The 12753-nt window shown below is 49.3% G+C and carries 9 protein-coding genes; 1 reads left to right on the top strand and 8 read right to left on the bottom strand.

Annotated features, from left to right (window positions below; translation table 11 throughout):
* Positions 1 to 125: 125 nt before the first annotated feature.
* From F6K38_RS26570 to F6K38_RS26540, 7 genes are all read right to left on the bottom strand, one after another.
* Positions 126 to 308: a hypothetical protein gene (locus F6K38_RS26570; protein WP_287358067.1), complete on the bottom strand. Its 183-nt coding sequence runs from the start codon at positions 306 to 308 to the stop codon at positions 126 to 128.
* 319 nt (positions 309 to 627) lie between these two features.
* Positions 628 to 2772 carry a DUF3604 domain-containing protein gene (locus tag F6K38_RS26565; RefSeq protein ID WP_287358065.1) on the bottom strand — a complete coding sequence of 715 codons (2145 nt, stop codon included), beginning with the start codon at positions 2770 to 2772 and terminating at the stop codon, positions 628 to 630.
* Positions 2773 to 2922: 150 nt separating this feature from the next.
* Positions 2923 to 5424 carry a DUF3604 domain-containing protein gene (locus F6K38_RS26560; protein WP_287358062.1) on the bottom strand — a complete coding sequence of 834 codons (2502 nt, stop codon included), beginning with the start codon at positions 5422 to 5424 and terminating at the stop codon, positions 2923 to 2925.
* A 198-nt stretch (positions 5425 to 5622) separates the two neighbouring features.
* Entirely contained in the window at positions 5623 to 6852 is a 1230-nt protein-coding gene (locus tag F6K38_RS26555) for a HupE/UreJ family protein (RefSeq protein ID WP_287358059.1), read from the bottom strand.
* The gene (locus F6K38_RS26550) at positions 6849 to 7805 is read right to left on the bottom strand and encodes a peptidylprolyl isomerase (protein ID WP_287358056.1); all 957 of its coding nucleotides are present in this window, start codon (positions 7803 to 7805) and stop codon (positions 6849 to 6851) included. The genes F6K38_RS26555 and F6K38_RS26550 overlap by 4 nt, the downstream gene beginning before the upstream one ends.
* 252 nt (positions 7806 to 8057) lie before the next feature.
* Entirely contained in the window at positions 8058 to 9071 is a 1014-nt protein-coding gene (locus F6K38_RS26545) for a cation diffusion facilitator family transporter (RefSeq protein ID WP_287358053.1), read from the bottom strand.
* A gap of 193 nt (positions 9072 to 9264) precedes the next feature.
* The gene (locus tag F6K38_RS26540; RefSeq protein WP_287358050.1) at positions 9265 to 10413 is read right to left on the bottom strand and encodes an HAD family hydrolase; all 1149 of its coding nucleotides are present in this window, start codon (positions 10411 to 10413) and stop codon (positions 9265 to 9267) included.
* 33 nt (positions 10414 to 10446) lie between these two features.
* Here F6K38_RS26540 and F6K38_RS26535 point away from each other — a divergent pair, with 33 nt between their 5' ends.
* A complete protein-coding gene (locus F6K38_RS26535; protein WP_287358048.1) occupies positions 10447 to 10779 on the top strand; it encodes a hypothetical protein in 333 nt (110 codons plus the stop codon).
* A 181-nt stretch (positions 10780 to 10960) separates the two neighbouring features.
* Here F6K38_RS26535 and F6K38_RS26530 read toward each other — a convergent pair whose 3' ends face one another.
* Positions 10961 to 12601 carry an arylsulfatase gene (locus F6K38_RS26530; protein WP_502709601.1) on the bottom strand — a complete coding sequence of 547 codons (1641 nt, stop codon included), beginning with the start codon at positions 12599 to 12601 and terminating at the stop codon, positions 10961 to 10963.
* Positions 12602 to 12753: the final 152 nt, after the last annotated feature.

Raw genomic sequence — 12753 nt, 5'->3', positions numbered from 1 at the left:
TAGCAATCTTTTTGTTTGTTTAGGATTTTTTTGGATGTAGTTCCAAGTGTAGCTCATGGTTTTTGAGGTTGATAAAAGTGATTAATTTTATCTTATTTTACCATAAGTTTGTTTTTTGGAGAGGTCTAGGGTATTTCTCCCGGAAGGGGTACAGGTCGGTTGAAATCTGGAAGATCGTATTCTCCAGGAGGCAAAGAAATTGCCAGGGCACTGTTAGAGGAAAATAAAATGTTCCCGATTAGAAAGCAAATACACAACCCTATGATAAATAGTTTGCGGATTTGCAAACGTGAAACTATTCGATTCATGTTGATGAACTCCTTTTGGAATTGTTTTTGATTGAATCATGGATGAGCCATTGGCAGACTCAAAGAGCATGGTGCGTTACGACGGATTGGGATCGTACGACTGAGGGCACCAGATTTGGGCCATCCAACGCACCCTACGTAACTGCCAGCACCATTCTCCAAATCCGGTTCAAAATCACATTAATATTACCTAATTTTTGGTTTATTTACCGCATCAATTAATTATTAATTGTTAATTTTTTTATACGATAGGTGGCCGTTGCAATACCAAACAACGACCACCTATTTCTAATCCCTAGCTATTAAATTCAACAGATAATTATCGAATAACTTCCTGAATTATTCTGTTCCAGAAGTCAAAATCACTGCCATCTTCGGGATTTTCAGGTAACTGAGCTACAGTCTCAGGGGAATACCAAATCGGAGAAGTATACACCCGCTCCTGTAGGGTTAAGGGAATATCATTACAGGCCGCTGGATCTTCAGCACACCACTCATTACCGTAAAATGCCTTGTCGTAGTCTGTCCAACGGGGGGTGGGAATTTCCAGTACCCGGGCGTAGTAAAATGCCCTTTGGGTAGGATCGAAGTCCGGGTCTGTCCAAACTTCAGCTAGCTCAACCGCACCAATGGTATTTGTCCATTCTGCTGTGTCGGTATTAACTGTATTACCCACTGGCGGAAGTTTACCCGTTGTGGCATCGGGTTCGCGATCGCCAGACCAGACAACATCGTAGACTTTCTCCTTGGTTTGGCCATCCTCCAGCCAGCCCTTGACAATTTGAATCCGATCAAGGTTCCCCCGAATCGGATCCTTCAATGCAGCCACCAAAAAGGTCGGTGCTTTTCCTTCCGGCATACTGGTCAGATCACTGCCCATGGAAACTCCCTTGGCATAGCCCACATCAGCAGGATTACGACTTACATCTTCCGAGGTAAAGTCCCAACCGCCAAAGAAGCGAACGATCATCCGTGGTCCGCTCGTAGCATAAACTTCCCGTCGTGCCATGGCATCAAACAGGGACTCGCGGGTATTGGCTTCAGCCCAAACTCCTACAAAGCCAGCTGCTCCATACTGCCATCCGAACCGGTTCACCTCAGGATCCTCCGGAACACAGTTGCCATCTTGATCCTTAGTAAAACAACTTGGCTTCGAGACGTGTGCTGCCCGATGGGCGCTGGGGGTATAACTGGGAAACTTGCCCATAAAGCTATTTTCTTCCACCCCGGAAATACCAATATGGGAATCCGTGGAACCCACCATTCCAAATTTGAAGGGATTGGCTCCCAAGTCTTCTTCAAAGTTCAATCCATTCTTGAGGGCAGCACGGGCATATTCATGCTCGTACATATCAGGTGTTTCCGGAGCGCTGAGGTCTAGGTTGCCGTTATCCCAACCTGCAATCTCAAAACTGGCAAATTCATCATCAGGAGACAAATCAGGATGGGTCTCGCCCGCCCCTTTGATCTGAATGACTTCATAGAGCGGCTCCCAGCGTTGTCGCAGCTCAGCATAGTTGCGGCTGATCGGCACACCACGAGCATCCAAGTCAGCAAACATTTCACCGTTACTCAGGTTGCCGTTGTGGGGAATTGCCAGCACGTCGCCGCCTGTGGTGTCTTCGTAATTTTCCATCCATTTCCAAAGCAGTTCTGGATCGGTGCCATCTTCGGTAGTTTTGGGAACTAACTGTTTTGCCTTGTAACTGTTGTCGCGGAAGATCACGTTGCGGTGAAGGTTATTTCCTTTATCCAAGGAAGTCCATTCGTAAGCGATAACAGCAGTAAATTTGTGGGGATCGTTAAATTCTTCCGCCCAATTAACTTCGTCTTCCCAAGCAGTACGGTACTGTTGTGCAGTTTGGAGCATGCACCCTGGAATGGTGCCTTGAGAGAAAGCTGCGACAATCTCAACCTGTGCATCTGCTGCATCTTGGGGATCGCCGCTTGTGACCATATCGTGCCACTCGTCTATTTGAGCCTGGTCTTCTGGGGTATCACAATCTTCCGGTGGCTCATTGACAAACTGCAAATAAGAACCCAACTGGTCGGTGTGGTCCGTGACGGCCAAGAAGTCCAGGGGACGGGACAACTGGACTTGCTCTCCGCCATCCGTCAGCACTTCCTCGCCTCGGGCAAAGCGGTAGGAATCCTCGGGAGTCAGCAGGGTTCCAGCCGCACCCGCATCAAAAGAATACACGGTGTGCAGGTGAGTATCCCCCCAGAATACCTGCTGGGGATGGCTCGGCTGATACTCATCCGGTCGCCCTGCATAAGGGGAGTAGGGTATTTCTCCCGGAAGGGGTACAGGTCGGTTGAAATCTGGAAGATCGTATTCTCCAGGAGGCAAAGAAATTGCCAGGGCACTGTTAGAGGAAAATAGAATGTTCCCGATCAGAAAGCAAATACACAACCCTATGATAAATAGTTTGCGGATTTGCAAACGTGAAACTATTCGATTCATGTTGATGAACTCCTTTTGGAATTGTTTTTGATTGAATCATGGATGAGCCATTGACAGACTCAAAGAGCATGGTGCGTTACGACGGATTGGAAGCGATTGGAGCACAGCACCAGATTCGGGCCGTCTAACGCACCCTACGAAATTCAAGAATTACTTTGTTAAGCGAATAATCTCCTTAATTACTCGCTCCCAAAAGTCTTCATTACTCATATCTAAAGAGTCTAAAGCATCTTGGGGGAGCCCAGTATACAGGTCGAGTTCCTCTTCAAGGTCTGTCAACTCATAGTTGACATAGCCAATTTCATCATTGCGAGCTGCCAGAATCTGCCCGTTATTATTGAACAGCTGGGCAACAAACTCGCTGTCATCCTTCAGGTTGAAGCTGAGTTGATTGTCTGCTATCTGGTATTTCATGGGAGCTGCGGCTTCCAGTTCCCCAGTATGCAGGGGTGCAGAGCTGGCCGACTCGCCCAGGAACCAGGTGCCTTCATCTGTGCCCAATGTATCTTTGTCCAATTTATCGGCCAATTTATCGGGTTTGACCTCATAGTATTCGTAATCCTGAAAGAAACCGATAAATTCCTCGCCGGTGATGCGATTACTAATTTCCAGATTGTGGCCACGGATCAGGTCTTCAATCTCTTCGGTAGTCAGGGGTGGAATACCATTTTGTTCCAGCTGGTCAACAGTTAAGGCACCGACTTCACCAGCAGCTAGATACGCATCACTGGGAGTATACCAGATCGGGGAACTCCAGGCTCGCTCTTGGATTTCCGTGGGGGAAGACGGGACAATGCCCAGTTCGGCAGCATCCCTGGTGGAATAGCGGGGAGTGGGAATTTCTAAGGCCCGCAGATAGTAGAATGCTCGCACTGTGGGGTCAAAGTCCGGGTCTTGCCAAACCCCAGAGAGTTCGGGGCTACCAATATCGTTAGTATAGGTGGCGTTATAAACATCTACGGTGCTGCCGATGGGGGGCAGTTTGCCGGTTGTGGGATCGAGTTCGCGATCGCCTGCCCAGGCCACATCATAAATTTTCTCGTAGGTCAAGCCATCTTTGGTCCAGCCTTTGACTACTTGAATCCGATCGAGATTGCCACTGTTGGAATCCTTGGTTGCCCAAACAAAAAACTTGGGTGCTTTCTGCTCAAGAGCTGTGGGTAAATCCTTGCCCATGGGAACCCCAGTAGCATAAGCCTGGTCAACGGCATCCGGTTGCTGGTCCAAATCGTCTGGAAAGTCCCAACCACCGAAAAATCGCACCTGGGTGCGGGTGCCGCTGGTGCCAAAGGTTTCTTTACGAGCCAGACCATCATAAACGCACTCGCGGGTATTCTGATCTGCCCAAACCCCGGTCAATGCCCCTGGATTGAGATAGGGCAATTTTTCCCAACCGGGAATTTCACTAAACTGCCGCAGTGCGGGTGTAGCATCGGTATAGCCATGGGAACCGATATAGTCATCTTCTTCGGTATCTCCCGGGGAGCCGTTATGGTTGTCCGTTGCTCCTACAATACCAAACTTAAACGGGTTGCTTCCCAGCTTTTCTTCGTGCCGCAAGCCGTTCTTTAGGGCTTCCCGCAGATAACCGTAGCGCCCTCGCGTGCGTTCGCTAATTTCCATCAATTCAAAGTCTGCAAACTGATCCTCTGGGGCATAGGCAGGCAGGGTTTCCGAGGTGCCTTTGATTTGCATGATTTCAACTAATGGCTCGTACTTTGCCCGCATTTCGGCCCAGGCAGGATCGATTTCCTTGCCATCAAACTGTTCTGGCATGAACATCATGTTGGCGCTGGCATTGCCGTTGTGGGGAATAGCCAGAACAGTAGCGCCATTGTCCTCATACTGGCTGAGGTATTGCCACAATTCCTCGGGGGATTGGGTCTCGAAGGCACTGACAGGATCCTCAGGCAGAACGCTGGGCAGAACGTTGCCTTTATCGTCCGTGGGAACAGTATCCCGGAAAATCACGTTCCGATGCAGGTTCGCGCCGCCCGGGGCAGAAGACCATTCAAAGGCGTGCAACGTTGTGAATGTGCCGGGTTCGTAGTTATCTTCCGTTGCCTGTTGAATTTTCTTCCAGGCGTTTTTCCGGGCTTCCTCTGCAATGGGGCCAGCTCCATAATATTTGGTGTGTTGTGGGTCATCACCACGAGTGGCTCCCTGAACTACCTTGACAAAGACTAGGGCTGACAGCGTCTCAGACTCGGGCTTGTTCCGAATCGCAATGGCATAGGGATTGTAGTATTTCTTTGGACCATATTCGGGATTGAGGGCCATTTCCATTTCCCCCAGGAACTCGGCATGGTCAGTTACAGCTGCAAAATCCAGGGGCACTTTGTGCTGGGTGATGCCACCTGGAACCTCGTTGGGTTCTCCCTTAGCAAACTTATAGGCTGCATCGGGGTCATTGCGCATAAAGCCCATGTAAGCATCCAGGGAATAGGTGGTATGGGTGTGCAGATCCCCAAACAAAGCCTGACGTTGGGCAGGATCACTCAGGCTTTCACCATCACAGGAAATCTCCCCAGTCAAATCTACAGCTGGTTCTAGAGTAACCGCTTGTGCGGTAGTCCCGAAGGAAACAAACAACAACATGGTCATCAGACCAATGATGAGTCGTTTTCCGAAACCTTTTATCTTTCGTAACATCAATAGCCTCCTTATTAGGCTAAGATAGTTTTTTTGTTGGGATCGCTTTGGATTAAAAAACGATCACTCGGTTGCTGGACTTACACTCAATCAATACATTGTTGACATCGCTAACCTTGTAATTGTGAGATGCCAGGATATTTTCCGACAGAGGGTTTGGGTAAGATTTATGGTTTTTGCGATCGCTAAGTGATCAACTCACCCCCAAAACGCTGCCACCCGCTGGAAACACCAGAACGAGGCCAGAATGCCAATACTATAGGTGGGAACCCATCCCAACCAGCGGGGATAGTTCTCTGAACCAAACCGTTTCAGGCTCTCCATCACAGCAACAACTACTAGCACAAAGGCCAGTTGTCCTAATTCCACCCCAACATTGAAAAACAACAGAGCTGGGGGAATGTCTTGGGGGGGTAATCCCACCTCTGCCAAGGCTCCGGCAAAGCCAAAGCCGTGCAACAGCCCAAAGGTCAGAGCCACTAGCCAGGGATATTGCTCAGTCAATCCTGGTTTACCCTGGCGGCTGTGGGCCAGCTCCGAAGCTAAGAACAAAATGCTCAGGGCAATCACAGCTTCCACTGGGGCTTGGGGCACATTCACAAGACCTAAGGTAGCTGCACCCAGGGTAATGCTGTGGGCTAGGGTAAAGGCGGTAATGGTCTTGACCAGACGCCAGGATGGCCCGACTATTAAGACTAGGCCTAAGACAAACAGCAAGTGGTCGATGCCGCTGAAAATGTGCTCGACCCCAAGTTTGAGGTAGGTCTGGCCCACTGCAAACACAGTGGTTTTTTCTGGGATAACGAAGGTCTCTTCGCCAGTGGGCACCATGGTGGTTTGGGAGTGCCCATCGGCCCATTCCACCCGCAATAGCACTTCCAGAGAGCTTTGGAGCAGTCCCGGAAACGCAATGGTTTCTTCAGCCAAGCCCTTTTTACCGCAATCCAATGTCCAGCGGGTGACACGGGTGGTGGGAGTAGCCATTACTTTAGGCACGGTCACCCCAGTGCAGTGGCTGGGAAAGACCGGGCTAATGGTCATGGGACTACTCAGCCCTTCATCCCCAAAACTCATGGCTGATGGGGTTTTCCAGACCACGTCCACCTGGCCAGAGGGTTGCTCTCGTAGTTCCAGGTAGGCCGTTTGAAAGCCGTGGGCCTGGGCGGGGGCGGGATGGCATCCCAGGCCCAGGCAAACCAACAGAGCAATACAAATCCATTTCCCTCTGAAGACGAGCCACTGAAAAAAGTTGAGTGGGGAATTGTAACCCTTGCTCCCTTCTGGTTGCCAGAAGGCTTGGGCTATCGGTATCGGGATAAATCCCTTCTGCCCTCTGACTTCTGCCTTCTGCCCTCTGACTTCTGCCTTCTGCCCTCTGACTTCTGACTTCTGACTTCTGACTTCTGACTTCTGCCTTTCTTTGTTCATCCCTGCTCCTCCTGAATAGCTTGGTTGAGGGCATCCTGGTCTATGGAAACCGTGTAGCGATCGCGTAACTGTTGATAGAACTGCTCGTCCAGCTGTTGGCGCTGGTCTCTCATCCAGTCCCGACGGACATCCCTTTTGACCTCTGCCAAAGTAGCGTTATGACCCGGTTCAATGTCGCTAACGTAAACCAGATGACTGCCATAAGCGGAATGGAACGGGCCTTGCCAGCCCTTTTCAGTAACCCCAGCCATCTCCTGGGCAAAGGTGCCACCAAAGGTGTTGCTTAGGGTCTGAGCTGAGGCTAGATTATAGGTTATGGGCAACATGGAGCGGTCCCCTAGCTTCTGGAACCGTTCCAGGTTCGGGTTGGCTTGCAACTGATTCAGAAGATCCTGGGCTTCGGCATCAGTGCGATCGCGCCGCATTTCCCGGCTGAAGTAAATCTGTCCAAAGCTAAACTTGCCCGGTATCGCGTAGCGCTCAGCATGCTCCCCTAAATAGGCTTGCAACACTTCATCGGAGGGTTCCCGCAGAGCCGACACATCTTCGACCAAGAACTGCATCTTTTGAACCACCCGTCGCCGCACAATCAGGTCGTTTTGATCTAACCCCAATGCCAGGGCTTCCTGATACAGTACTTCATCGCGAACGTAGTTATCCACAAGGCTTTCCAGCTCTTGGGGCAACGGCTCTCGTCCCCACTGCCGCTGCCAGGTTGTTTTCAAAGACTCAATGGTGCCAGCAGACACCTCAATTTGCTTGGGAGAATCCGATGTGATAGTTGGACCACCAACCCAAAAATATAGCCCAAACAGCAGGGCACCCAAAACCAGGAAATGCAGCAATGGTTCCCGCAAAATCCGAATTAGTGGCTTGGGTCGATCCTCCCTCTTAACCGGGATTTCAGACAGTGAAGTTTCTTGATGAATCAGTGTTGTTGCTGTTTCCTGCATGGCAATTATAACGGTGTTCAATTAGGTGAGGTACATTTTTTTGGGTTTTAGGGAACAGGGAACAGGGAACAGGGAACAGGGAGCAGGGATTAGGCGTAGGGATTAGGCGTAGGGTGCGTTAGGGAAGGGCTCGCCATGATTTTAACGGTCGGCCCTTGTTGAGATAGCCCTTCCCGTAACGCACCACTGAGTCAAACAATCTTCTCAATGATTGGTGAAATCTTTTATTGCCTATTACCTATTACCTATTACCTATTCCCTCGTTTGAGTAAAAGGTACAGCTCGAACCACTATCAAACCTAGATAGGGCAGCTGGGCTTTCAGTTGCTGCTCAACAGTATTAGTAATTCCTTGGGTCTGCTGAAGAGATAGAGTCGGTGGTAGCATGATGTCCATCTCGACATGGAGCCGATGCCCCAGCCAGCGGGGTCGAAGGTTTGCGATCGCGTCAGCTTCTACTTCAGGCACATGATTGATGGCATGCTGGAGGGATTCTAGCACCTCTGGTTCCACCCCATCCAGCAAGCGACTAAAAATAGTCTGCCCCGACTCCCAGACAATTTTTAGTAACACTGCTGTGATCACTAAACCAATCACGGGATCGGCCCAGGAATAGCCCAGGGCAACCCCCACAGCGCTGACCAACACTGCCAGACTGACTAGACCATCAGCCATAGCGTGATACCCATCAGCAATCAGGGCAGCGCTATTGATTTCCCGGCCAACCCGAATCCGGAAAAGAGCCACAACTTCGTTGCCAATAAAGCCCACGATGGCCGCAATTGCCAGGGCTCCCAAATGATGGAGGGGCTGAGGATGGTAAAATCGCTCCACAGACTCATAGGCGGTAATCACGGCACTCAACAGCACAATCACCACAATCATCACCCCGGCCAAGTCTTCCAATCGAGCAAAGCCATAGGAAAATCTTGCTGTTGGCTTGCGTCGTGATACTAGAAACGCCACCCCCAAGGGCACAGCAGTCATAGCATCCCCCACGTTGTGAATTAGATCGGCCAGGAGAGCGACACTGCCAGAGAGCCAGAACACCACTGCCTGCAAAATTGCAGTGATTACCAAGCCCACCAGAGACCATTTTACCGCCCAGATGCCCCGAGCAGAACTAGCAATTTCGGGGTCGATCACCCCATGGCTGTGGCTATGATCACCATGGTGGTGATGGTGGTGATGGTGGTGATCTTCCACCTCTGCTTTTGGGAGTTGAGGGATATCATCGGTGGGGATAGACGTAGAAATTTGTGTCATAGTACTTCTCGAGACTGGACATCCATCTGAGGATATGGATGGTAAGGGGGTTTTAGCACCAAAAGGCAAATTGTGAATAGGAAGGTTTGGGGTTATGTTACCAGGAAGACCCAGGAAAGATTTGGGATAGAATGCCGAAGCAATAGCAAACAATGAGCACCTATCTCTAATTGCTAACTATTGAATTCAACAGTCACTTTCTGATTCGAGTAACCTCCTGAATTATTCTGTCCCAAAAATCTTCATTACTGATATCTAATTCAGATCCTGTCTGGGCTTGATCGATTTCTTCTCCAGACACTGTTCCGAAATCCTCTTTACTGATATCTAATTCAGATGCTATCTGGGCTTGATCGATTTCTTCTCCAAATACTGTTACAAAATCCTCTTGCATACTGATAACTGTCCAACCACGCTCATTGGCCACATCAAAAGGATTAGTATCATCCCCTGGTCTTGTATCGTATGGACAGTCAATGTCAGGGTTATCAGCAGCATAGGGGCATTCACGGGTATCATTATGGTGAAGCAGCATCATTAAAGCTGGACCTTGGTCATCATCAGTGTAGTCAAGCATTTGTAAATCACCACTGGAATTACCAACCGCCATAATTGGTTTTTTGCCAATGTAGCGGTCAATCCCCACTGGTTTACCTGCTTTATCGTTAAAGGGTTGCACCAGTTCTCGCTTCTTGAGCAAGACATAAGTTCCATCCTCTTCTGGGTCAATATACTCGGTTTGGGTGGTACTACCAATGATGTTTTCAGGGGGAATACCGTAGGCATCTTCGGCAAAGGAGCGAATGAAATCTGTTCCACCCCCAGAGCAAATATAGACATTGAAATCATTACTTTGGAGATAATTGACCAGTTCAACCATGGGCTGGAAGGTCAGCTGGATGTATGGAAAGCCAAGGTATGGATGATTTTGTGTATCCAGAAATTCCCTAGCTTCCTGTTTATAATCTTCCGGTGTCATTTCCGGTAATTCGAGATCTGCTAGGACGACTTCCTTTTCAGTTAAAAAACCAAGTGTTTTAAGATCTGACAATCCATTGCCTAGCCTATATTTTATAAATTCCCCCTGAATAAGGGGTTTTTCAGTCCACAGGGTTCCATCATTATCAATCGTGACAATGCGTCCGCTCGGAGGAACGTAATTACAACTGTTAGGATTGGTAACCTCTTCCACAAAGTTAACAATCGTGTCTTTAGTCGTACCCTCATTCCAAGACACTAAAGGGTCATAGTCCGCAGCAGCGGGGGGACATGCTACAAAGCCTCCTAGGCAAAAGACTGATAACAGAATTGAGAAGAAAACTAAAAAGGTTCTTTTTTTCATGATGTAAGAGTACTGTATTGGCTGAATTACTTTGTGCCAACCAAAGACATCGTTACTCAGGTAAATTATCTTGTTGATAGAAGCGAAACTTTAAGCATTCAGCATTCAGCATTCAGCTTAAGCGCTACGCGCACGCTACGCGAACAGCTATCAGCGTTCAGCTATCAGCTATCAGGTAATTTGTTAGGTCACAGCGTCGTTCGCACAGCGTGGCCAAAGGCCAAAGCCTGTGCCATGATCCTTGAGGTGCTTATCCCTTATGGGCACGCTACGATACTTTTGAATAAAATAAGCTGTTCCCGTAGGGTGAGCCTTGGCCGTTGGCCACGCTACGCGAATAGCTTACGACTGACGGCTGACGGCTGAATGCTGACGGCTGTTCGCTTAGCGTGCGCGTAGCGCATATGCTGACGCGAAACCCAACATTACAAAGCCTGGTTGTTAGGTTTCGCTTTTGGAGGAAGAAGTAACGAAACTCTCAGAGTTTGAGACCGCTTACTCCAACAGACAAGGGGCTAAAATCCACAAAGATATGCCCTTTTACCCCTTATTGAGTGGAGTATTTGTCCATATCCTCAACAATTTGGTCAATGATTTCGTTAGGATTTAAACCAAAGGGAGGTTGACTGGGCGGATACTCTTCAAAGGTATTCAGGAACTGCTGAACCAGACCTATTGCTGGCAGCATCAAGTAATTCCGGCGAGACCACCATTCATTGTAGTTATTGGAATCGGTATCCGCACGCTCGTAGGGATCCCGACGCAAGTTAAACAGCTTCGGAGCCCGCAGTTCCACAAACGGTTCCCGCCAGACATCAAAATAGTGAGCTCGTTGTTCCGAAAAGACTATTTTCCAATCCCCAATGCGAACCCCTGGCAGCTGACCTTCATCATTGAAGTAGATGAAGCCCGGACGCTCTCCTTGCTGGTTATCGGGATCCGTCAAATAGGGCAACTGATTGAAGCCATCGAGATGGGTACCGCAAAGATTGGTGGATTCATCCGTACAATCTTGCTTCAAGGTGTCTTTGAGGTCATCCACACCAACAGCTGCCATCAGGGTTGGCACCCAATCCAAGTGAGAGAAAATCTCATGGGATACGGTTCCAGCGGGGATATGATCAGGCCAGCGTACCAGTGCTGGGACGCGGTAGCCGCCTTCCCAGTTGGTGTTCTTCTCACCCCGGAACGGGGTCAGACCGCCATCGGGCCATTGGTTGTAATGGGGACCGTTGTCCGTTGTATAGATGACAATCGTATTGTCTTCAATGCCCTTGTCTTTCAGGAAGTCGAGCAATTGCCCCACATGGCCATCGTGTTCCACCATGCCATCGTTATAGAAGCCCTGACCGCTGATGCCCTTAACCTCGTCTTTGATGTGGGTATAGAAATGCATCCGGGTGGAGTTAAACCAAGCAAAAAAGGGCTTGTCTTCTGACACGGCTTCGTCGATGAATTGCTTCGTCCGCTCCAGGAATTCCTCATCGACAATTTTCATACGCTCAACGTCGAGCGGTCCGGTATCCGTACATGACTGATAGCCCAACTCGCCAAAGCGTTTTGAATAGTCTGGATCTCCAATAATCGGTACGTCGTGGTATTCACCAGGCGTTGCTTTGCAATCAAGAACCCCGCGAGGACCAACATTATGGGCATACCAGCCATCTCGTCCGCCGGGATAGTCCACATTATCCGGCTCTTCTTCTGCATTTAAGTGATAGAGGTTGCCAAAGAACTCGTCAAAGCCATGGACTGTGGGCAGAAACTGGTTCATATCCCCCAGGTGGTTTTTGCCAAACTGTCCGGATGTGTAACCCAAGGGCTTCAGCATTTCTGCCAAGGTGGGGTCTTCGTCCTGGATGCCATAGGGTGCTCCTGGGAAACCGACTTTCAGCAAGCCAGTCCGCAAACCACTTTGGCCAGTGATAAAAGCTGCCCGACCGGCGGTACAGCTTTGCTCAGCGTAGTAGTCCGTAAACAGCATGCCCTCATTGGCAATGCGATCGATGTTGGGCGTGTCGTAACCGACAATGCCCTTTTCATAAGCACTGACATTAGTCCAACCAATGTCATCTCCCATGATCACCAGGATGTTGGGCTGGCCTTCTGTGTCGGCAAGTGCGATTCCCTGGTTAGTCACTGGGAGGAAACCAACTAGAGTGAAGGTGATCGTTAGTAGGATCGCCATCACCCCATTGAATAATCGCTTCCCCATCTGGGCATTGTCATGACTGCCCTTGGAGCGATTAGCTCTCAAATATTTCATTAAGGCTACCGTTATATCAAACGTTTAAACTTTTGTGTTGCAAGTTTTATGCACCCGTTTGTTAGTATCTCACA

It is taken from the genome of Moorena sp. SIO3B2 (assembly GCF_010692525.1).
Classification (GTDB): Bacteria; Cyanobacteriota; Cyanobacteriia; order Cyanobacteriales; family Coleofasciculaceae; genus Moorena; species Moorena producens.
Note: the sequence above shows the minus strand (reverse complement) of the source record. Positions and strands in the feature narration are given on the sequence as shown.

Excerpts from the sequence above, each read along its gene's own strand:
- F6K38_RS26570 (WP_287358067.1), bottom strand. The coding sequence starts at position 308 with ATGAATCGAATAGTTTCACGTTTGCAAATCCGCAAACTATTTATCATA.
- F6K38_RS26545 (WP_287358053.1), bottom strand. The coding sequence starts at position 9,071 with ATGACACAAATTTCTACGTCTATCCCCACCGATGATATCCCTCAACTC.
- F6K38_RS26555 (WP_287358059.1), bottom strand. The coding sequence starts at position 6,852 with ATGAACAAAGAAAGGCAGAAGTCAGAAGTCAGAAGTCAGAAGTCAGAA.
- F6K38_RS26540 (WP_287358050.1), bottom strand. The coding sequence starts at position 10,413 with ATGAAAAAAAGAACCTTTTTAGTTTTCTTCTCAATTCTGTTATCAGTC.
- F6K38_RS26565 (WP_287358065.1), bottom strand. The coding sequence starts at position 2,772 with ATGAATCGAATAGTTTCACGTTTGCAAATCCGCAAACTATTTATCATA.
- F6K38_RS26530 (WP_502709601.1), bottom strand. The coding sequence starts at position 12,601 with ATGGCGATCCTACTAACGATCACCTTCACTCTAGTTGGTTTCCTCCCA.
- F6K38_RS26550 (WP_287358056.1), bottom strand. The coding sequence starts at position 7,805 with ATGCAGGAAACAGCAACAACACTGATTCATCAAGAAACTTCACTGTCT.
- F6K38_RS26560 (WP_287358062.1), bottom strand. The coding sequence starts at position 5,424 with ATGTTACGAAAGATAAAAGGTTTCGGAAAACGACTCATCATTGGTCTG.